Origin of the sequence: Chryseobacterium oncorhynchi (assembly GCF_002899895.1) — a bacterium.
Taxonomy (GTDB): Bacteria; Bacteroidota; Bacteroidia; order Flavobacteriales; family Weeksellaceae; genus Chryseobacterium; species Chryseobacterium oncorhynchi.
In genome coordinates this window covers 245379-266708 of the sequence record NZ_PPEI02000005.1, presented here as the reverse complement: position 1 = coordinate 266708, position 21330 = coordinate 245379, and the positions used below count along the sequence as shown (strand labels likewise).

The window sequence follows — 21330 nt, the reverse complement described above, 5'->3', positions numbered from 1 at the left end:
AAATGATTTTCAAAACATATAACTCTATAGAAAATGCTTACCAAGCCCGCATGATCGATCAGATCAGATTGCAGGGTTTTGGGGATGAGGTTTTCATCGTGCAGGAAAAAGTTCATGGGGCTAATTTCTCTTTCTTTACCGACGGAAAGGAAATTAAGATCGCAAAGAGAACAGCTTTCATCGAAAAAGATGAAAAATTCTATAATGCACATCAGATGTTGGAACGCTACAAAAAAAATGTAATTGATGTGTTCCAAAAAGTGAAAAGAATATACCCAAATGTAGAAACGGTAGTCATCTACGGTGAGTTATTCGGTGGTGGTTACACCCACAAAGAAGTAGAACCCGTAAAAGGTGCCGTGAGAGTACAAAAAGGTATTGAATATGCACCTTACAATGAATTCTATGCATTCGATATTAAGTTGAATGGGGTTACTTATTTGGATACAGATATCGTTAATCAAATTTTCGAAAAAACCGGATTTTTCTATGCTAAAACCTTATTTCAAGGGACTTTAGAAGAGGCTTTGAGGTTTCCGAATGTTTTCAATTCTAAAATTCCGACTTGGTTGGGATTACCGGAATTGAATAATATGTGTGAGGGAACCATTATAAAGACTTTAAAAACCAAATATTTTGGGAATGGTGCAAGAGTCATTCTAAAAAATAAGAATGAAAAGTGGATCGAAAAATCTAAAATGGTTAAAAAGCAAGGGAAAACAGTTCAGAAACAAATTGTTTTTGGGGAAATAGCTCAAAATATTTGGGAAGAAATCCAAAGATATGTGACTGCAAATCGCTTGAATAATGTTGTTAGCAAAATTGGTGAATTCGAACCCAAAATGATGGGGAAGATCATTGGCCTTTTTGCACAAGATATTTTAGAGGATTTTGAAAAAGATTTTCCATCAGTTTTCACTGCGATAGAAAAAGAAGAACAGAAAAGGATCAACAAAAAGTTGAATACTTTGGTTATAGATTTTATAAAAGAAGAGTTAATGACTCTTAAAGTTTAGTTTCGGTAATTCATTATCGAAACTTTTTTACGTGTAAATTCAACCACAAAAGTCACAAAGAAATGTTGACAAGGTGGTTTTTAAAACAGGAAAAAATGTTACAGGCAGAAATAAAAAGTCTTTTAAAAGAAGATATCAGTATATTAATAAAAGTTCCCAATTCAGGAAAGCATTATTTATGTGATTGTGGGGAAGCAAGCTTATTGACGGTGAAAGAGGTACAGTCTGTATCAGCACTATTCATCAGCCATACACATATTGATCACTTTGCCAACTTTGATGGGATTTTCAGACATCAGATGGGAAGTGGAGAAAAAGTTGTCATCTGTGGACCGAAGAATATTCATCAACACGTTGAAGCAAGGTTGAAATCCTATACATGGAATTTAATAGATGAAAATGCCATTGAATATGAAATCAGGGAGATTGTTTCTAAGGAAGAAATTAATGTCTATACACTCCATCCACCTTACTGGAATACAGAATTCATAAAGACTCAGAATTTTCTTTTTGAGGATGAATATGTGAATGTTGATTTCGCTATTCTTGATCATAAAACCGACTCTATTGCCTATCTGTTTAAAGAAAAAGATACCATTACTTTTCATGAAGAAGCTTCCGGTTTTAGAAAAGGAAAATGGATCAGCGAGTTGAAAACAGCTTTTGAAAACGATGATCAGGAGCAGCAAGTTGAAATAGAAAATACGGTGTACAAAGTATCAGAATTATCCCATCTACTCACCAGAAATATGGGATACAAGCTGGGCGTAATTATGGATCATGCAGTAGATGAAGATAATTACGAAAAGATCAGAACTGTTTTTAAAGAAGCAGATAAGGTATATATTGAAACATTTTATAAAGATCTGGATCAGCAATTTGCCAAAATCAATTATCACAGTTTTGCGTCTGCATCAGGAAAAATCATGAATGAATGCAAGGTGAAAGAAGCCGTCCCAATCCACTTTTCAAGAAGATATATGGAAAGTGATCAACAGGAAATTGAAACTGCTTTTTATAAAGCATTTCGAGAAAGTTAATTTAAAATATTTATTAACAAACAACAATTAAAAAAATGAAACCTAATATATTTTTTACAGCAGACCATCATTTTGGTCATGAAAATATTATAAAATTTTCCGAAAGGCCCTTTGAGTCTCCGGAACATATGAATGAAGAGCTAATCAAAAGATGGAACGAGAAAGTCGGAGCCGGAGATACCGTTTATCATTTAGGTGATTTCAGCTTAGGAAAACCTGATTTTACAAAAGAAATTTTGGATCAATTAAACGGAAATATCCACTTAATCAAAGGAAATCATGAAGGAGCAGCATTAACTTATCCTAAACGATTTGCCTCCATCAGAGATTATCATGAACTGAAAATAGATGAGTCGGAGAATAGTAGCGGAAAACAGAAAATAATACTTTTCCATTACTCAATGCGCACCTGGAACGGTTCACATCGTGGCGTTTGGCAGTTGTACGGACATTCACACGGAACTTTACCGGACGATGAAATGGCGTTAAGCTTTGATGTTGGGGTAGATTGCCACGATTTTTACCCGATTTCCTACGAAGAAGTCAAGGAAATTATGAAAAGGAAAAAGTGGACGCCTCCATTCGGACCGCGAGAATAATAATACAGGAAAGTTGTAAAGTAAAAGAGTATTAGAATTTAAGTTCTACTATCTAATCTCTTTACTGTACAACATCCATTTATAAAACCATGAAAACAACCAATGAAATCTTAATTGTCGATTTGGAAGCTACCTGTTGGGAAAACGACAGGATTCCAATCGGACAACAAGTCGATATTATAGAAATAGGGATTTGCAAACTGGATTTGAAATCCAATGTTATTTCCCACAAGCAAAGTATCTACATTATTCCTGAAAGATCAGAGATCAATAGATTCTGTACAAAACTCACAGGAATTACTCCACAATTAATCGAAGAAAAAGGAATCTATTTTGAAGAAGCCTGTGAAAAGATCAGAGATGATTACCATTCTGCCTCACTTACATGGGCGGGATATGGAAATTTCGACAGGGAACAGATCATTGAACAAAGTGACTGGCTTGGAATAGAAAGTCCTTTTTCAGAACAATATTTGGACGTGATGTATGAATTCAAAAGACATTTCAGACTGCATAAATCAATAGGGCTTAAAAGAGCTTTGGATTATCTGAAGATGGATTTTGACGGAAATCATCACAGTGGGGCAGATGATGCCTATAATACAGCTAAGATCTTAAGTGAGATTTTAGCATAATTTGAAAATTAACAAATAGAATTATTAAAATTTTAAACAAGTGAAAACAACAGAAAATATATTAATTATAGACCTTGAAGCCACGTGTTGGGATAACCGCCCGCCCAGAGGTCAGGAAAGCGAGATCATTGAAATAGGGGTTTGTATCATGAATGCAAAAACCGGTAAGATCTCCAAGAATGAAGGAATCTTAATAAGACCTCAGTATTCAAAGGTAAGCCCGTTTTGTACAGAGCTTACAACACTTACACAGAGTTTGCTGGATAATGAAGGTATTATGCTGGACGATGCTTTTGATATTTTAAGAGCAGAATATGACTCCGAGGAATTAACCTGGGCAAGTTATGGAAACTATGACCTGAATATGCTTAAAGACCAGGCCAGAAGATTCTACACAGATTATCCGATGGGTGATGACCATATTAATGTGAAAACATTATTTGGAGAACTGCATCCAACGGTAAGAAAAAGTGTAGGAATGCAGAGAGCCTTGAACGAACTAGGCTTTAAGCTTGATGGTACCCATCACAGAGGAGTAGATGATGCCAGAAATATTGCAAAGATTTTGCATTGGTGCCTAACTAAATGGTAACATAACCTCAAGATTATCATTATAATAGACTTTCTGAAAAGAAAGTCTTTTTTATTTTAACATTGACAATTGCTTTTAATCTTTCATAATTTAAATTTGATAAATCTTTTTATTCATTGGAGGTACTTGTTGAATTACTTGAAAATACCAACAGAAGTATTTCAATGCTTTTTTTCTATTGAAATGCTTTTTATCAAATCATAAATATCATAAAGAACAATTGAGTTTTTAAAATAGTAAATCGACAGGTATTTTAGTGCATATATCTTCAAACAGGGAATTTTTAGTATTAAGATAAAATTAGAAATAGAAGTACTTTCAATACCTTAATTTTTTGTTAAAAAATTCACATTTTAGGGATAATTTACTGTCTATCAATCAATTTTTGTTATTTTAGCCGGTAAGAATAAATTTATGCTTATTGATGAGGAGTTTAGAGCAATATATTTAAACTATAAAATACAGGAAATCGTTCCATTTCTTAAAAAGCTTACACAAAAAGATAAAAAAGAAGTCGCTGCCATTTTAAAAAATAATATTAATAAAGAATGGGGGCACAACAATATTTCTGTGTTAGCTAGTTTGGTATGCTCTAAAACGAAGAATGAATATGAAAAAATAAGCCCGGGATATTATTCTATGCCGGTTACACTCATTGATGAACTTTTTGAAAACTATGTTCCGGAATGGATTGGTGAAAGCCACTTATTTGTAAGCGAATTTGAATATATAAAGGTGCTGGAGTGGGAACATAAAGGTTATTTAAAGCTCAATGATGAGATAAGTGCTTCATTGCTTTCCTCTTCATTGACCTCAGGTCATACCTTGGAAGAAATTCTTTTTACCTATCCTGTTACCATAGATTCTCATATCTGGCTTTTATTTGATTATGAATCCAGCATAACTTATCATTCTCATGAGAGGAACTGGAAAGAAATATTGAAAACACTTGTTCATGATAATAAAATTGAACGGGGTAAGGTCTTAAAATCTTGTCTTAATGCCATTAATCTCAATTTTTCAAAAGATCATAATACATGGTTTCTGGAGCTATTTACTCACCTTGAACCAACCCACAGTGAAATTATAGTACTGCAGGAAGAATTGTTTGTTGTTTTTCATTCCATGCAACATTCGCTATTTCCCGGAATACTAAAGATAGTCAATCCGGTAATGATACAAGATGATTTTAAAACTGAAGACTTTCTACAAGCCACAGCGTCTTTAATGACACTTACAACGAAGAATGTTGTGAATGTACTGCTTCAGACTTTAGAAAAAATAGCTAAGAACAGTAAAAAGCATCATGAAGAAGTTTGCATTCTTCTAATGCCTGTTTTTTTGAATAAGGACAAGACACTTCAGACAAAAGGAGCAAAAATTCTGGCCAAATATGGTGATCCGAATTCTATGAAAATACAGAAAGAATTGACGTTGTATACAGGGTCTATTCTTTCGGATGCAAGAACTTTACTAGAGCATTTTTTTGTGGAAAACGAAATTCCGCAGAAAAATATCGTCAAAGATTATGAAGTTGTTTCATGGCATATATCACAGCCTATTCCTCCTATTGAAACAGTAGATGACTTTATATTTTTAGCCTCCCAGATATTCAATAACAATGAAACCTATCATTTTGATTTGTTCTTAGATGCCTTGGTTAGATTTAATGATGACTTTAAAGAAGAGCATTTTAATAAACTTGAACCAGCCTTTAAAGCTGCTCTCAAGAGAAAAGAATCAGGAGGACTTCATCATTTATGGGCGACCTTTCTGATCAATTATGGTCTATTAAAACAGAAAAAAAAGTTACAGGTTTTGGTAGAAGCACGCTCTGGCTTTCCAACCCTTGAAAATTGGAGTGAAACGAAGACTCCTTTTGTTTTCAAGGCATACCATCAGTTTTTGTTAGGTATATTTGAATTATTAAAACAAAATAAAAAACTTCTGGTTCTTTCAGTTCCGGATCAAACGCCGTGCTGGATTACCGTTCACTCTCTTGTTGATAAGTTGAGAATCTACCAACAACATAACGAACAACCTATTCCTTTTGATTGGCAAATTGCAATGCTTCGTGCTAAAAAAGAAAACCTAGAACAAGCAGAGCAGTATGCAAAAGAACAGCTTAATGAAAAATATTTTGAACTTTTAAAACCTATTTTCGATCAAACCTATTTCAAGGATCAATACAAAAAGGAATTTTTGGAGGGAAACTTTGATTGGGAACTAGGCTACAGAAAAGTATATAAGTGGAATAATACAGAAGAAATTCCGCAACTATTGATATCTGTTGAAAACCAAAAAGAACTTTCCGAAAATGCGAGTTATTTAGATCATTTATTCAACTCTTATCATGGTGTTTATGATAATGACCTGATTTATATTTTGTATTTTGCTCCTTATTTTTCAGGACCTGTTGTGGCGAAAAAATATAATAAAGATTTGTCAAGTGCTGTTTATCAGTATGATATAAAAGGGAGTGTAGCGTTTCTTGATGCATGGATGAAACTGAATCTATCTTTCCAGCCTGTACATTATTTATTCCTCTCTGCGGGACTGTTTAATAAAGATAAGACCTTCTCTGGTATGGCTTTTGAAGTCTTAGTAAACAAGGCGGTTTCGGAGAATTTCGGAGTACGGGAACTAGGAGTATTGATTGGTAAAAAGATCAATTTTGAATGGGCGCCCGTGAAACGATTTACAGATGGTTTGTCAGGGTTTATCAATTTGAGTACCAGTCATAACCAAGCTTTTGAAAAATTGCTGATTTCCATTCTTTCAGCAATTGAAAAACCAGTTTTTAACCTTAAAAAGCTTTTAGAGCTTTATTATGAACTGCTCAACCAAAATCAAACCAAGGTCGATAAAACGATTACCAGTTTGCTTATAGAATGGGAAAAAGAGAATAACCTGAAAAAAATTATACATCAAATTAAAAACCAATGAAAGAAAGACTCTATGAAATTCTTAATGAGGAAAAAATACATGAGATTATCCCTTTTTTGAAACAGCTAAGTGTAGAAGAAAAGAAAACATTAGTGCCTACGATAAAGAAAATGGGACGTGAGATCAGTAAGATCGTCATGACCAAAAACTCTTATCATACCGCAGGTTCTGTAAATCAACACTCAATTATTGACATTGCATCCTTTGTTTGTATGGATCAGAAAAATTTTGGTAAAAATTACTGGAGTCTTTTCCGAAACATTGAACAAACAGAGCAAATATTGGAGTGGGGATGTCCGGACTGGTTTTCAGACTTTATCAACGATTCTATAGATGCTGAATTTACAGCATTTAATTACCAACATATTTTAGGGTGGACAGAAAGAGGCTATGTACAGCCTAAGCCTGAATTGCTGGGACATCACCTGAGTAATTATCCCTCTAATCTGGATTACCATCCTGAAACATTAAGTACTCACTTCTGGTATTTATGTGAATATCCATCCAAATCGTTACCATTCCGTAAAGAATGGTTTCCATTGGTACAGAAACTTATTACAGAAAAGAAAATAGAGAGAAAAAGATTTTTGAAAGAATGTCTTTTGGCATCTAACAGAAACTTTAATAAGAATGTAACAGGCTGGTTTATGGATGCTTTTACAGCATTAAAGCCAACCGAAGAAGAATTGGTTGAGCTTCAGGATGAGCTGCTTGCCGGATTAACGTCTGCACAGTCAAAGGCGGTCAATACCATTCTTACCCATTTGAAGAAATTGGTAGAATTACCTGCTTTTAAAAGTGATGAATTTTCACACTATCTTCCCAACTTATTGAGCTCAGAAATTAAAACAGTAGTTATTTCCGGCTTGGCTTTAACAGAAAAAATATTCCAGCACAAAAAGCTGGATCCTGAAATGTTGGGAATAGCTTTAAGTACCGCATTTGTAAGCAAAGATGATGGGATACAGTCTAAAGCAGCCAAGATTATTCTAAAATATATCCCTGCCTCCGAAAATATAAAGGAAGCGCTTTCTCATTATTCAGATAATATATTGAGTAATGTACGTCCTGTTTTAGCAAAATATATTGAAGACAAACAACAAGAGCTTGATGCTATAGCTTCAGAAAGGATATTACTGACGGCAAAAGAAAATAAAATTAAAGAGCTTGAAAGCTTTGAGGATTTAATGTTTTTCCTGCCATTAGCAATAGAAGATCCGTACAGCTATCACTGTGATATTGCTTTGGATGGATTAATGCGCTTTGCTAATGAAACCAATGCCGAGTCTGTAAAATTAATAGAACCCGTATTTCTAAAAGCCTGTAAAACAATTGCCAGATGGGAAGTTCCTTATTTGAATGTTCTCCTGTGCAATCTGATTATAAATTACGGTTTAAGTTTATTGGAAAAATATCCAATTCAGCTTAAAAACCTGGAAAAAATATATCATAAGACCTGTGAAGACGAGGCTTCAAGAGAGATTTATTCAAATTACCATAAGAAACTGGGCCCGATAGAAAAGGTCGGAACAAAGGATCCTGTTACAAAAGCTTTCAAGGAAATGGCGGTATATATTTCTCAAAAAATAAAATCCGGCGAAAATATTCCATTGCTATTTACAGTAACTCATACCCCTTGTTGGATTTCACCCGTTAGTCTGGTAGAAAGACTAGAAACGTATCAAAATAAAAATATTGAGCCCAATCATCTGGATATGCAGCTGGCATTGCAACGCTGCGCTCTGGATAATCCTGCGGAAGCTTTGAAGTTAGTGGAAACAAAATTAAAAGGTGAGTATAAAGAGCTGTTACTTTTCTTCTTTGGTAAAAATGAGAAGCCAAAAGGAGAACTTATCCATCCATCATGGTGGATGACGGCTGGTATTACACGCTCACCGGAAACCGTTTTTGAGGAATTTAGTAGTTTTGGATATGATGATATCCCAATGGAATTCCTTTCGGGAGCTTACCAATGGAAAACCATTGACAGCAAGAAAAATTCATATTATCCTGTTGAATTGAATATTGTTATTCCAAAATACCATCTTGAAAAAAGAAAAGAGCCTTTGTTTCTGGAATTTTTTATTGCTGAACAAAAAGAACTTTCAGAAATTCCAGCAATGATGTGGTGCTTTCCAAATACACCGGCAAATACCTTGGCAAAAGTCATCAGAAACTGCCTTTTCTATTCAGGTATTGCGGAAGTTTATGAAAGAAATCTGGTTTTAAATACAGCACAGGCTTTTTATCAAATTAAAAGACCTCTAGATGATATGGGATATCTGTTTTTAGGAACCATCTTTTTGGATGGAGATAAAACCATCAGAGGAACTGCCGCTGAAATCTGGCTGGAACATGTTTCTCATCAAATGATTGACAATGCACAACTAGGCAAGGTTATTGGTTTGCACGAAAAACTGGAGTGGGCACCTGTTAAAAGATTAACAGACCTTATCCAGCATCATATGCTGAATGTCAGCAAAAATCATAATGTTGCTCTGGAAGAGTTGATTTCAGGGATATTGCTTCAGATGGAAAATCCGGTGACCAATTTGAAGAAATTGCTGGAAGTTTATCATGAGGTATTGGCTTTAAATCAATCGGAGGCGAAAGGAAATATAATAGAAAAACTGAACAGCTGGAAAGAAAATTCGAGCCTGAAAAAAATCTGCAATCTTCTTCTAAAAAAATAAATTATGGAAGATATGCTTACTTACAATTATTCCAGATCATCTGCACTGGTAAAGAAAGATGCGCTGGAAGAATTGTTTCTCTCCAAATATAGCGAGATACAGAAAAATACCGATGTTCCCTGCTTTTTCTGGGGGAATGTAGGACAACCTTTTATTTTGGCCCGTTGCCTAATTACACTTTCCAATATTGTAAAGTCAAGCTTTAACCTGTCACCATTTCAGATGGCATTGCTCAAAGATCCGATTGTGACAGCAGGAAATGAAAGATTACGCTTTGAGGGTTTCTCTCATTGCGCAGGAGTTTATGCACGGGTGGATGTTCTTCCGGATGGATTGGATGGGGAGTTTTTGGAAAACGGAACCACGAATGTAGATTTTAACCAGCCTATGATAACTGCTCTGGGAAGTATTCGGCCCAACGAAAAAATTATGCTTTCTGTTGGGGATAAAGAATTTGGGTTATATAAGGAAGAAAAAAAAGTAGTGGAAAGAAAGGTTCCATTACCTACAAAATGGATTAAGGGGTTAGGAACAGTGCAGATATATCTGTCTGAATCACAAAAACAACATAGTTTTAATAAGATACAAACTCAGCAGCTATTCAGAGGAATGCCGAAAGGATCGGTAAAATCAGACTACTATCTTATTGTAAGAGGAAACAAACCGATGTTTTCTCCTGTAAAATCAGCCGACGCTGTTTGTATTGGTGGGCTTCACAGGCTCCGTCTATTAGAGCCGTTGCTTCCTTACATAGATCATATGCAGGTTTTTCCACATTCTAATATGCAGTCTACCACCTGGCAGCTTTATATGGGAAATATAAAATTTAGTTTTTCCCTGTCAAGAGAGAGCTGGAGAGGGTTTTCAGGAGAAGGAGCTGTTCTGGATAGTCTTACAACAGAAGTATCAGATGAATGGATTGATGCACTGGATAAGTATGCTTATGCCAACCAATCATTCAATGCAACAATTTTGGCATTAGAGGAAAACCTCAGCGTGAATAAAGCGGAAAATATATCAGGAAGATTAGCTGCAATGGGATTACTAGGATATGATCTTGATGATAACGAGTTTTTCTACCGCAGATTACCCTTTAAGCTTAGTCGTATTCTGGGATTAAACCCACGAATGAAAAATGCTGAAAAGCTAATAGAAGATGGAAAAGTTGAGATTTTAAATACTCATAAAGAAAGAACAGAAGCAAGGGTTCAGGGCACGGGAGTGCATCATACCGTAATTATTGAAGAAGAAAAAGAACGTTGTACCTGCGAATGGTTCAGTAAATATCAAGGTGAAAGAGGACCCTGTAAACATGTGCTTGCAGTGAAGAAACTTGTAAATAATTAATAAATGTTGATAAACGCAGAGACGTAAAGAAAATGCTTATGATTCTTAGAATCTATTGCGTCTTTGCGATTACCAACATAGTACAAACAATATTGTTCCTTATTAGTTCTGTGTTTGTTTTACCCATTCTTCATAGGTTAATACTCCCAGTTCAGGTTTTCCATCGCCCTCCAAAATAGAAATAAACTCAAGCTGGTTACCATCAGGATCATTGAAATAGATGGCCAGTGCAGGCATCCAGGCAAATACCATAGGCTCAATGCTTCCGTTTTTCAGAAAGTTATACGGCTTTAGGTTTTTGTTCTCTAAAAACTTCACAGAATAGTTTAAAATATCTTCTTTACTGCTGGAAAAAGCAAAATGTCTTGTTTGAAGATTTTCTTTTTGCTCCCATAATCCTAGCATAAACTCTTTCTCTTCTCCAATCCATAAAAATGCTATAGGTCTTGTTCCATCTCTGTGAGCCAATCTCAATCCCAATACTTCTGTATAAAATTGAATGGCTTTCTCCAAATCACTTACCTGAACATGGGTTTCATATAATCCTTTAATCATAGCTTTAATTTTAATGAACACAAAGCTAGACAACAGATCTATAAAAACCGGAGATTACCGATTTCTTTATTTGAAATGAATCATAGAAGCTTTAAATGAATAATACTGTTGCCAAATATCAATTTATAGTTTCAATATTTAATAAGAGTGAGCCTTAGTCCGCTTAAAAAGAATTGTCTTCATCTGGCTTCAGCCAAAATCTTTTTTTAAAATATATTTCTTACAATAAAAAATAAAATTTTCACAGAAAAATAAACTACGCAAAATGATTGCGTAATACTGTTTTTACTTTGCATCAGAAATCAGAGAGGAAGTAACAATCCTTTCAATGTTTAACAAAAAAAACAGTAACTCATGAAATTTAATTTTTTAAAAAAAGAAAATAAAAAAGTCTTGAACTATGAGGGAGCAAAAGCATATGTGATGACCCCTGCAGAAGAATTGTATAGTGCTGTGGTTACAACAGGGCTTTCTAATATTACTTATGAAAAAGGAAATGAGAGATTGGAGAGAATACAGTCTTTGATTAAGAAAAATGATCCCGAATTTGTAGCAAAACTAGCTGTATATGCGAGAAAAGACATGTATTTGCGCTCCATTCCTTTAGTTTTGGCTATAGAGCTGGCAAAAGAAGCTTCAGGCTCAGATCTGGTAAGCAAAACAGTGGATGGAGTTGTTCAAAGAGCTGATGAAATCACAGAACTGTTAGCTTATTACCAGCTGGCCAATGAAAGAACAGAAACAAAAAAACTGAACAGGCTGTCTAAGCAGATTCAGAAAGGATTGGTAAAGTCATTCAATAAGTTTGATGAATACCAGTTTGCAAAATATAACAGGAAAGGAGAAGTGACATTGAAAGATGCCTTGTTCCTGGTACACCCAAAAGCTAAGGATGAGAGTCAGCAAACCATTTTTAATAAAATTGCAGGTGATGTGCTAGAAGTTCCTTATACTTGGGAAGTTGAGCTTTCAGTGCTGGGACAGAAAAAATATACTGATCAGGCAGAAAGAAAACAGGCTTTCAAAATCAAATGGGAAGAACTGATCTTCAGTAACAAAATGGGATACATGGCAACCCTACGAAACCTAAGAAATATTCTGGAGGCAGAAGTATCAGCAGAGGCAATGAATAAAATTTGTCGTTATCTGGCTGATGAAAAAGCAGTTATTCATTCAAAGCAGTTGCCGTTCCGATTTTTGGCAGCTTACAGAGAATTGAAAACCATTGATTCACCTTATGTGTCCTCTGTACTCGAAGCATTGGAAAATGCAGTTGTGGTAAGTGCTCAGAATATCAAAGGCTTTGGCTTCAATACTTCTGTTGTTATTGCAGCTGATGTCTCAGGCTCAATGCAGAAACGGGTTTCTCCAAAAAGTAAGGTCTTGCTGTATGACATTGGTTTATTGATGTCAATGATCTTGCAGTCACAATGCAAAAATGTAGTGACAGGAATCTTCGGTGATCGTTGGTTGAGAGTACCAATGCCTAAAAATGGTATTTTAAGAAATGTAGATGCATTCTATAAGCGCGAAGGTGAAGTAGGATATTCTACCAACGGTTATCTGGTCATCGAAGATTTGATTAAAAGACAGGAAAAAGTGGAAAAAGTAATGCTGTTCACAGATACCCAAATGTGGGATAGCTCTGGAAACAAACATTCATTTGAAGATTCCTGGAATAAATATAAGGCCATAGCTCCTGATGCAAAACTGTATATTTTTGATTTGGCCGGCTATGGAAGACAGCCGATTGATATCAAAAGAAATGATGTATACCTTATTGCAGGTTGGTCAGATAAAATCTTCGATGTACTGAATGCTTTGGAAGATCAGAAGTCTGCAGTAGAAATGATACAAAAAGTAGTGCTGTAAAAGGTACTGCTTTTAATTTGAGCAGAATATTATTACTGGGTTTTAATATAAAATATAACTATGGGTGATTTATTGTACAAAATTGAACAAGATATTAAAGAAGGCCGAAAGAAAAAAGCATGTGACAGACTAAGAAATATGATCAATCAATTTCCTAATGATCTTTCCCTGAGAAAAAAATTAGGACAGATTTATTTTGAAGCAGGATTTCTTGACGAAGCAGGCAAATTTTGGATTTTATCTACACCGGAGAATAATGAAATGGAAAATGCAGTAGAAATTTACAGACAATCTTTAAGCAATTCTGGAAACGCGATATTAAAAGACATTGTTTTCAGAGGAGACAAAGAGTTGCTTGACGAGCGTGCAAAGAAAGTAATCAATGAACTTGAGTACGATAGTTTTAAGCTAACAAAACAGATTCCACTTTTTAAAACTAAAACAAGAGAAAAAGGAAATTATTCAGAAAATCATATGGGTATTCTAAGTAAAATCGGAATTTTTTTGTTGATAGGAGTGATTATTTTATTGCCGATTTTGGGCATTTTTAAATTGCTTGAATTGATATCTTCATTATTTCTTTAATAAAATGAAACTACGTAAAAAGATTGCGTACCTGCAGTATAATTTTGCGGTATAAATATTACTGGTGCCGTTAGAAAGACATACTTCGATTCCAAAAACTGACAGAGTCTTTCACCAGATTGCCCGGTAGCTAACCAATGCCGTTGATAAGAGTTTCATCGTCAACTTTTAATTGAATATCATTTACTCTTATCATTCTATTGCTTGGTTTTTAATAAAAAATAACTACGTAAAAAGAATGCGTAGCAAGTATGTAAATTTGTAAAATATAATACTAATAATCATAAAAGCAAATGCCGTAAAACAGAGTTGCTTCTTTAAGGTAATGGTGGTACAGGTTCAAATCCTGTTCTGCGGAAGCAGGTAGTGTAAAGATAGCACCCCGTTTATAGATCTCTGTTTGATTTATTGCTTTGCTTTATCAAGTGTCGTTTTGGAATCATACTTCGATTACACGTCATCAGGTCGCAGGTTCGAGCCCTGTCATTCTTGTTGTAAACGGGATGTAGCTCAGGTGGTAGAGCAGATGGAAAAGAAAGATTCCTCCATTTTTACCTTGATAATTTATAAAAGAGTGCCGTAGAAAAGGCTTACTTCGGTTTAATTTGGTTCGACTCCAGAAAGTCATGAAAATGATTTTGTAAAAGTCTTTTTGAACTTAGCCTCTTTTTTATTTAGAACAAAACAAGTGCCGTAGAATAGTGTTACTTCGATCATCACGACGGGGACACGGGTTCGAGTCCCGTCTCTTCCACAACAAGAAACACAATCATTATAGGAAGAGTAGCTCAGTTGGTAGAGCACGACATCACTTTTCGCTTGTTGCCTTGTTTTATCATAAGTGTCGTTAGAAAAAGCTTCATCGTCACACAATTTGGGGAGGAATAGCGAAGTCGGTAACTCCGGCAAGGTTATCCGGTTCGACTCCGGCAAGTGTAGCCCCGTGCTTTTTCTTATGGTTACCTTTACAAAAAAAGCCGATATATTATTTATCGGCTTTTTTTATTGGATCTTCAAGTTCTTCCTCAAACATTAATTTCCATTTTGTAAGAGTAGTTCTGCTTATTTTATATTTTTTAGACATATAACTGGTAGAGTGGCCGTGCTTCTTTTGATACTGAAGAAGCTTGAGCATTGTTTTCTTGTCATAAGTCTTAAGCTTTTGGTTATTTTTTTGGCCTTCTCTGGATGGCTTGAAAAGTCTTTCATTGAACTTAAGTACATCTTCGGTGGTATCCAGCTTACTAAGAAGTTCCTTGATCTTTGGATCTTTTAATTTGTCCGGATATTCTAGCTTAAGCATATCCTGGTAAATCTTTTTATAGTTGGGACGCATTTTTATCAATTTATCCGTTCGTATTATCACTTTTCTGAAGCCACCTGTGAAGAGTACTTTTAGGAATAGAGTATTCTTTAATCACTTCGCTTTGTGTCATTTCACCAGAAAGAATTCTTTTCATAATAAATTCTTTAATTTCCTGAGTGTAAATATTTTTTCTGAAATAAGGGATTTTATCCGATTTCTGCTGATTCTTATTAACTGCAGCTGGTGGGGCGTATAAAATCAAATGAGAACTGTAGAGTCTGAAAAAATCATATTCTAATAACTTACTCCATCTTAGAAGAAGATCTGCATCTATCGATCTGCTATTGTACATGTCTTCTACAGTCTCTTCATCTTTGCCCAGAAATTTACATATCCTCTCTATTGTTATTTCACTTTCATCAATCCTTTCCTTAATAAATTTTCCAATATGGATCTCTTTGTATAACATTTTTATTTAATATTATCTATTTATTAAAACTTATGCATAAGAAAACGTAAATAGGTTGTATATATTATTTGTGAATTATAAAATATAATTCACTTTATTTTGAAAATGAAAAACTCAATGGATTATTTAAGGAGGTTAGGATACCATAAATAAAACCATAAAATCTTTAAAAACAAATCAGGATAGCTTAATATCTAAAAAAGGATGCATTCATTTATCATCTTTAGGTATATTGCTTATTCTCAATGGGTTTATAATTCTTCTTCTTTTTCAAACTTCTTTTTCTGCCATCTGTGTAAATAATATATAACCTATTAAAGCTTCTTTATGCAATTTTATTTACATTAAGCTTTTATTTATTGTATGATTGTATGTGTATTGACAACCAGTTTTTTATGCTTCGAATATCGTGTTTAGTACCTAATAATCTGCTTAATTGCTTTCAAATTTAAACAAAAATAAGATGCTATGTTAGAGAGGGATGTAAAAAAGTTTGTTTATGTAATGATTTTAAATAAAATTAACATGTTATTTGAAAGGATGTACGAATTATTTTAATAAAGAAAATAATACCAGGAAAGAGATAAAAAATTGTATAGCATTGACCAAGTATATACCTTTGCAGTTCAATGAAAAATACCATAAGCTTATTCGATTTTTCGAAGAAAATTAATTATAAAAATGAGTTGTTGGCAGGTTTTACCGTAGCCATGACCATGATTCCTGAATCTCTTTCATTTGCAATATTAGCTGGACTTTCCCCACTTACAGGGCTTTATGCAGCCTGTCTGATGGGATTGATAACCGCCATTTTAGGAGGACGTCCGGGAATGGTTTCAGGAGGAGCGGGAGCTACTATCGTTGTGCTGATTGCCTTGATAAAATCTCACGGCGTAGACTATCTTTTTGCTACAGTAGCGCTGGCAGGAATTCTTCAGATGCTGGTAGGCGTTTTTAAGTTAGGGAAATTTGTAAGGCTTATTCCGCAACCTGTTATGTACGGTTTTTTGAATGGACTGGCGATCATTATTTTTATGGCGCAGGTAGAACAATTTAAAATTACAGACAGCAATGGAGTGGTAAACTGGCTTCAGGGAACTCCGCTGTATATTATGGGCGGCTTAACGGCTCTTACCATTATAGTAGTCTATTTCTTTCCTAAACTTACTAAAGCTGTTCCTGCATCTTTGATGGCCATTATCGTAATATTTGCCGTAGTTTTAGGTTTTAATATTCCAACAAAAACAGTGGCAGATATTGCCCATATCAGTGGTAGTCTTCCGAGTTTTCATATTCCACAGGTTCCTTTTTCCATTGATACTTTACAGATTATCTTCCCTTATGCAGTCATCATGGCTGGTGTAGGTCTTATTGAATCCCTTTTAACCTTATCTATGGTAGATGAAATTACCAATTCAAAAGGAAATGCAAATAAAGAATCCGTAGCACAGGGATTGGCCAATATTACCAACGGTTTTTTCGGTGGAATGGGTGGTTGTGCCATGGTTGCACAAACATTAGTGAATCTTAATGCCGGCTCCAGAGCACGATTATCCGGAATTATAGCTTCCATTATGATTTTAATGATCATTCTGGTCGGAGCTCCAATTATTGAAAGAATTCCGGTAGCTGCATTGGTGGGAGTGATGATGATGGTTGCTATAAGTACTTTTCAGTGGGTTTCCATCAGAATTGTGAATAAAATGCCGAAGTCAGATATATTTGTCGGAATTACCGTAGCTCTTATCACTGTCGTTCTACATAACCTAGCTTTGGCCGTACTGGTAGGAGTCATTATCTCGGCCCTGGTTTTTGCTTGGGATAACGCCAAAAGAATTCGGGCAAAAAAATATACTGATAAAGATGGAATAAAGCATTACGAAATATATGGTCCGTTGTTCTTTGGTTCAGCTACAGCTTTTGCAGACAAGTTCGATCCAATGAATGATCCAGATGAGGTGGTGATAGATTTTAAAGAGAGCCGTATTGTAGATATGAGCGCCATTGATGCTTTGGATAAACTTTCAAAACGTTATAAACAGCAAGGGAAAATACTTTTCCTCCGCCATCTCAGTGAAGATTGCCGTAAAATGCTGAAAAATGCAGAAGCCGTTGTAGAGGTTAATATACAAGAAGATCCTACATATAAGGTAATGCCGGAAAAGTAAAAGATGAAATTGACAAACGAAGCGAATTGAGGATTAATTATTCACAATAAAAACTACAAAAATTAAACAAGGATCATGATTCATTTTATGGTCCTTGTTTTTGCTTTAAACCTCTTCAAATCATAAAATATCTTAAAACAGAAAACTAAAGTTATGCATTTATGATAAAAATTTTATCTTTGGGAAGAATAGAAAATTAAACACTTGTTGATGATTAGAAATTTTTAAATCTTTTTCAAGAAAGCTAGATAAAACTTTTAACTTAAAACATATTGAAAACAGATATCGACATTCATAACCACTGTCATTTTTCCTTTGACTTGTGGCTCACCCTAATCAAATCTCATCCTGAATTTAAAACAAAAAGAGTTGAGCTGTTCTCCTCGTTTTTTAATGTAGATAAACCTATAGATGAAGTTGCAAGAACCGTAAAATATTATGATGATCTTTGCAATACCATTAATGAGGTTACGGGAGGGAATATAGATACTTTCGAAATTTATCTGATGATCCTCGGGTCATTGAATGTAGATGTAAAGCTTTTAAATAAAGAAAAACTGAATGAGTTTTATGTGAAAAGTGAAGAACTGTTCTTAGAATATAAACCGGTTGTCATATTTGAGAATATTCATGATTTTTTTGATGAAATTAAAAATCAGGGAAAGACAATTAATATCCTAAGCAATACAGGGTTTATCAAAGGAAAAACGATGCGAAAGTTTTTGATTCACGAAAATCTGGATCAATACATAGATTTTCACATTTATTCTGATGAGATGAACTGTTCCAAACCGAATCCACTTATTTTTCAGGAAGTGAAGAATAATATTAAGGATCAGGACGTGCCAATGAGTCAGATTTTACATATCGGAGACAATCCGATTGCTGATTATAAAGGAGCAAGAGACTTTGGTTTCAGTGCACATTTACTTAAACACTAAAAATAAACATGAATAAAAGATACAGCTTACACCACATTCATTCGGCGGATGAGTTTACATTCTCACCTGCGGAATACAGCTATTTTAAGTATGGCGATAAGTCGTATGCTGAAAAATTTGCAAAAGAATTATTCGAGGGATTTATTTCCGAAAATGAAGAACTTTTACACACAGGTAAAGAAATTGTAGTGCTTCCAAGCCCGTATATGGCTATTCCTACTGCATCCAATTTTTTATGTTTTTACTTTAAAAAACATCTGGATTTTTATCTGTTTCAGAAAGGACATAAGTCCAGTATTTTATCAAAAATCAACCGAAATCATACTTATATTACAGATTATGGAAACCTTAATTTTGAGGATCGCAAAAATCTGATATCCAATGATACTTATTATATTGATAAGGATTTTTTACGAGGAAAACTTTGTATTTTTATAGACGATATAAAAATTACGGGAAGTCATGAATATACAGTACACAAAATCCTGGATGAATATGATGTGAAAGCAGATTTTATGTTCCTGTATTATGCGGAGCTGATGAATTTTGAGCTTGATCCTAAGATTGAAAATTTTTTCAATTACTATGCTGTTAAAAATATAAAACACATTGTAGAGGTAATGAATAAGCCAAGTTTTGAGTTCAATACAAGAATTGTAAAATATATTTTAGGCCTGGATTCAAGTAATTTTGACTATCTTACGTCTAAAGTAAAAAAGGGACAGATGGACCTCCTTTTGGAACTAGCCATCAGTAACAACTATCATTTAATAAAAGAATATAAAAATAACATCAATACTTTAACACAAACGGAATTATATTATGGCTATTAACTTACAAAAAGGACAAAGAGAAAACATTAACGCACCTAAATTCACTGTAGGTTTAGGATGGGATATCAATAATACTTCTACAGGAACTGGATTCGATCTTGATGCATCTTTATTTTTGTTGGGTGACGACAAAAAATTAGTTTCAGATAACCACTTTATTTTTTATAATAACCTTGAATCTCCGGACAAATCAGTAATTCATACAGGAGATAACCTTACAGGAGAAGGGTCTGGAGATGATGAGCAAATCAAAATTGATCTTACAAAAATTGATGATGCTATCAAAGAAATTACAGTAGTGGTAACAATCCATGAAGCAGATGAAAGAAAGCAGAATTTTGGACAGGTAAGAAATTCTTTTATCAGAATCTTCAATACCGATACGAATGAAGAAATCTTAAAATATGAATTAGATGAAGATTTCTCAATCGAAACTGCAGTAGAATTCGGAAGAATCTACAACAGAAATGGAGAATGGAAATTTGAGGCTGTAGGGGCTGGTCAAAGAGACGGCCTTGACAAATTTGTATCAATTTATCAGAAGTAATCATCATGGATAATCAAGAAAATCAACCAATAGATCCTCTTGGATCAATTGAACCCCTTAAAACATTTGAGCCCGCTCCAATGGCTACCCCGAACATGCCTGTTCAAAATGCAGCACCGGCAGTTTTGGTAGATAGGGATGGAAATGTAAACCTGACTCAGATGCAGTCAGAAGAACGTCAGAAATATGAAGTTCTTGCGAACTCTATTGATGAAGCTAATCCGGGATCTATCGTAAATTTCGGTGCAGAACTTCAAAAAACATTAACCAACCAGAGTGATAGTTTCTTAGGAAATGTAAGAAGATCGAACTCTGGAGAAGTAGGTGGACTTATTAATGACTTATTGGTAGAGCTTAACTATGTAGACGTAGATGAGCTTCACGGAAATAAAGTTAAAAGTTTCCTGAGCAAGTTACCATTCATGAAGAAGGTGATCACTCAGGTAGAAAATCTGTTTGCAAAATATGATAAAATCATCAATAATATTGAGCAAATCTCTTATAAAGTAAATGCAGGAATCATTACTTCTACAAAAGATAATGCTGTTCTACAGACTATTTTTGAAAGTAATGTGAATTCCATTAAGCAGATCGAAGATCTTGTGATTGCAGGAAACATAAGAATGGAAAGAGCAGCAGTTGAACTTGCAGAAATGGAAGCCAGTCCTCAAAGTTTTCAGGATTATCAGATTGCAGATAAAAGAGATTTCATTGCAAGGCTAGATAGAAGAATGGCCGATCTTAAGGTAGTACGTGTCATCATGATGCAGTCGCTTCCACAGATCAGATTGGTACAGAATAACAACGTTTCTATTGCTGAAAAAGCACAAACAATTCTTACGACCACTCTTCCTGTATGGAAAAATCAGCTTTCTCTTGCCGTTGCTATGTACAGACAACAGCAAAATATTGAAATCCAACAGAAAGTATCTGCTACTACAGAAGAGATCTTAAGAAAGAATGCAGAACGTCTTGGTCAGAACTCTGTAAATGTTGCCAGAGCCAATGAGCAGACCATTGTATCTGTAGAAACATTGAGAGAAACAACTTCAATGTTGATCAATACTTTAAATGAAGTGAAACAGATCCAGAAACAAGGAGCAGATAACAGAAGAAAACTTGATCAGGATCTTCAGACATTGGAGCATGAATTAAAAGCGAATGTCAGAGGTTAATTTATAGGATA

18 protein-coding genes are annotated in these 21330 nt (G+C 34.6%); 15 read left to right on the top strand and 3 right to left on the bottom strand.

What is annotated here, in order from left to right; translation table 11 throughout:
• Positions 1-2 precede the first annotated feature (2 nt).
• The 8 genes from C1638_RS17020 to C1638_RS16985 all read left to right on the top strand — a co-directional run bounded on the left by C1638_RS17020 (position 3) and on the right by C1638_RS16985 (position 10868).
• A complete protein-coding gene (locus C1638_RS17020; RefSeq protein ID WP_109622965.1) occupies positions 3-1016 on the top strand; it encodes an RNA ligase, Rnl2 family in 1014 nt (337 codons plus the stop codon).
• 95 nt (positions 1017-1111) lie between these two features.
• Entirely contained in the window at positions 1112-2056 is a 945-nt protein-coding gene (locus tag C1638_RS17015; RefSeq protein WP_165826552.1) for an MBL fold metallo-hydrolase, read from the top strand.
• Between the two features lie 35 nt (positions 2057-2091).
• The gene (locus tag C1638_RS17010) at positions 2092-2655 is read left to right on the top strand and encodes a metallophosphoesterase family protein (protein ID WP_109622961.1); all 564 of its coding nucleotides are present in this window, start codon (positions 2092-2094) and stop codon (positions 2653-2655) included.
• 89 nt (positions 2656-2744) lie between these two features.
• A complete protein-coding gene (locus C1638_RS17005; protein ID WP_109622959.1) occupies positions 2745-3290 on the top strand; it encodes a 3'-5' exonuclease in 546 nt (181 codons plus the stop codon).
• 40 nt (positions 3291-3330) lie between these two features.
• Entirely contained in the window at positions 3331-3882 is a 552-nt protein-coding gene (locus tag C1638_RS17000; RefSeq protein ID WP_109622957.1) for a 3'-5' exonuclease, read from the top strand.
• Between the two features lie 414 nt (positions 3883-4296).
• Positions 4297-6828, top strand: coding sequence for a DUF6493 family protein (locus tag C1638_RS16995; protein ID WP_109622955.1), 2532 nt, complete (start codon positions 4297-4299; stop codon positions 6826-6828).
• Entirely contained in the window at positions 6825-9521 is a 2697-nt protein-coding gene (locus tag C1638_RS16990) for a DUF6493 family protein (RefSeq protein ID WP_109622953.1), read from the top strand. The genes C1638_RS16995 and C1638_RS16990 overlap by 4 nt, the downstream gene beginning before the upstream one ends.
• 3 nt (positions 9522-9524) lie before the next feature.
• Positions 9525-10868, top strand: a complete 1344-nt coding sequence (locus tag C1638_RS16985) for an SWIM zinc finger family protein (protein ID WP_109622951.1) — start codon at positions 9525-9527, stop codon at positions 10866-10868.
• A 102-nt stretch (positions 10869-10970) separates the two neighbouring features.
• Here C1638_RS16985 and C1638_RS16980 read toward each other — a convergent pair whose 3' ends face one another.
• Positions 10971-11423, bottom strand: a complete 453-nt coding sequence (locus C1638_RS16980; protein ID WP_109622949.1) for a VOC family protein — start codon at positions 11421-11423, stop codon at positions 10971-10973.
• Positions 11424-11777: 354 nt separating this feature from the next.
• Between C1638_RS16980 and C1638_RS16975 the strand changes: the two genes are divergently transcribed.
• Together C1638_RS16975 and C1638_RS16970 are read left to right on the top strand one after the other, a co-directional pair.
• Complete coding sequence (locus C1638_RS16975; protein ID WP_109622947.1) at positions 11778-13295, top strand: TROVE domain-containing protein; 1518 nt, start codon at positions 11778-11780, stop codon at positions 13293-13295.
• Positions 13296-13355: 60 nt separating this feature from the next.
• Complete coding sequence (locus C1638_RS16970; protein WP_109622945.1) at positions 13356-13880, top strand: DUF6584 family protein; 525 nt, start codon at positions 13356-13358, stop codon at positions 13878-13880.
• A gap of 985 nt (positions 13881-14865) precedes the next feature.
• Here C1638_RS16970 and C1638_RS16965 read toward each other — a convergent pair.
• Positions 14866-15216 (bottom strand): hypothetical protein, encoded by a 351-nt coding sequence (locus C1638_RS16965; protein WP_109622942.1) that lies wholly within the window; start codon positions 15214-15216, stop codon positions 14866-14868.
• A gap of 10 nt (positions 15217-15226) precedes the next feature.
• On the bottom strand, positions 15227-15655 hold the full coding sequence (locus C1638_RS16960; protein ID WP_109622940.1) for a transposase: 429 nt from the start codon (positions 15653-15655) through the stop codon (positions 15227-15229).
• A gap of 629 nt (positions 15656-16284) precedes the next feature.
• Here C1638_RS16960 and C1638_RS16955 point away from each other — a divergent pair.
• The 5 genes from C1638_RS16955 to C1638_RS16935 all read left to right on the top strand — a co-directional run bounded on the left by C1638_RS16955 (position 16285) and on the right by C1638_RS16935 (position 21319).
• Positions 16285-17823, top strand: coding sequence for a SulP family inorganic anion transporter (locus C1638_RS16955; RefSeq protein ID WP_109622937.1), 1539 nt, complete (start codon positions 16285-16287; stop codon positions 17821-17823).
• Between the two features lie 272 nt (positions 17824-18095).
• Entirely contained in the window at positions 18096-18764 is a 669-nt protein-coding gene (locus tag C1638_RS16950; protein ID WP_109622936.1) for an HAD family hydrolase, read from the top strand.
• An 8-nt stretch (positions 18765-18772) separates the two neighbouring features.
• Positions 18773-19597, top strand: coding sequence for a phosphoribosyltransferase family protein (locus C1638_RS16945; protein WP_109622934.1), 825 nt, complete (start codon positions 18773-18775; stop codon positions 19595-19597).
• On the top strand, positions 19587-20144 hold the full coding sequence (locus C1638_RS16940; protein WP_109622932.1) for a TerD family protein: 558 nt from the start codon (positions 19587-19589) through the stop codon (positions 20142-20144). Before C1638_RS16945 ends, C1638_RS16940 begins: the two co-directional genes overlap by 11 nt.
• A 5-nt stretch (positions 20145-20149) precedes the next feature.
• Positions 20150-21319 (top strand): toxic anion resistance protein, encoded by a 1170-nt coding sequence (locus tag C1638_RS16935; RefSeq protein ID WP_185140442.1) that lies wholly within the window; start codon positions 20150-20152, stop codon positions 21317-21319.
• The last annotated feature ends 11 nt before the right edge of the window (positions 21320-21330 follow it).

What these genes read in the sequence shown, in the direction of transcription:
- C1638_RS16960 (WP_109622940.1), bottom strand. Translation starts at nt 15,655, where the DNA reads ATGTTATACAAAGAGATCCATATTGGAAAATTTATTAAGGAAAGGATT.
- C1638_RS16955 (WP_109622937.1), top strand. Translation starts at nt 16,285, where the DNA reads ATGAAAAATACCATAAGCTTATTCGATTTTTCGAAGAAAATTAATTAT.
- C1638_RS17005 (WP_109622959.1), top strand. Translation starts at nt 2,745, where the DNA reads ATGAAAACAACCAATGAAATCTTAATTGTCGATTTGGAAGCTACCTGT.
- C1638_RS16980 (WP_109622949.1), bottom strand. Translation starts at nt 11,423, where the DNA reads ATGATTAAAGGATTATATGAAACCCATGTTCAGGTAAGTGATTTGGAG.
- C1638_RS17010 (WP_109622961.1), top strand. Translation starts at nt 2,092, where the DNA reads ATGAAACCTAATATATTTTTTACAGCAGACCATCATTTTGGTCATGAA.
- C1638_RS16965 (WP_109622942.1), bottom strand. Translation starts at nt 15,216, where the DNA reads ATGCGTCCCAACTATAAAAAGATTTACCAGGATATGCTTAAGCTAGAA.
- C1638_RS16940 (WP_109622932.1), top strand. Translation starts at nt 19,587, where the DNA reads ATGGCTATTAACTTACAAAAAGGACAAAGAGAAAACATTAACGCACCT.
- C1638_RS16945 (WP_109622934.1), top strand. Translation starts at nt 18,773, where the DNA reads ATGAATAAAAGATACAGCTTACACCACATTCATTCGGCGGATGAGTTT.
- C1638_RS16990 (WP_109622953.1), top strand. Translation starts at nt 6,825, where the DNA reads ATGAAAGAAAGACTCTATGAAATTCTTAATGAGGAAAAAATACATGAG.
- C1638_RS16970 (WP_109622945.1), top strand. Translation starts at nt 13,356, where the DNA reads ATGGGTGATTTATTGTACAAAATTGAACAAGATATTAAAGAAGGCCGA.
- C1638_RS16995 (WP_109622955.1), top strand. Translation starts at nt 4,297, where the DNA reads ATGCTTATTGATGAGGAGTTTAGAGCAATATATTTAAACTATAAAATA.
- C1638_RS16975 (WP_109622947.1), top strand. Translation starts at nt 11,778, where the DNA reads ATGAAATTTAATTTTTTAAAAAAAGAAAATAAAAAAGTCTTGAACTAT.
- C1638_RS16935 (WP_185140442.1), top strand. Translation starts at nt 20,150, where the DNA reads ATGGATAATCAAGAAAATCAACCAATAGATCCTCTTGGATCAATTGAA.
- C1638_RS16985 (WP_109622951.1), top strand. Translation starts at nt 9,525, where the DNA reads ATGGAAGATATGCTTACTTACAATTATTCCAGATCATCTGCACTGGTA.
- C1638_RS17020 (WP_109622965.1), top strand. Translation starts at nt 3, where the DNA reads ATGATTTTCAAAACATATAACTCTATAGAAAATGCTTACCAAGCCCGC.
- C1638_RS17015 (WP_165826552.1), top strand. Translation starts at nt 1,112, where the DNA reads ATGTTACAGGCAGAAATAAAAAGTCTTTTAAAAGAAGATATCAGTATA.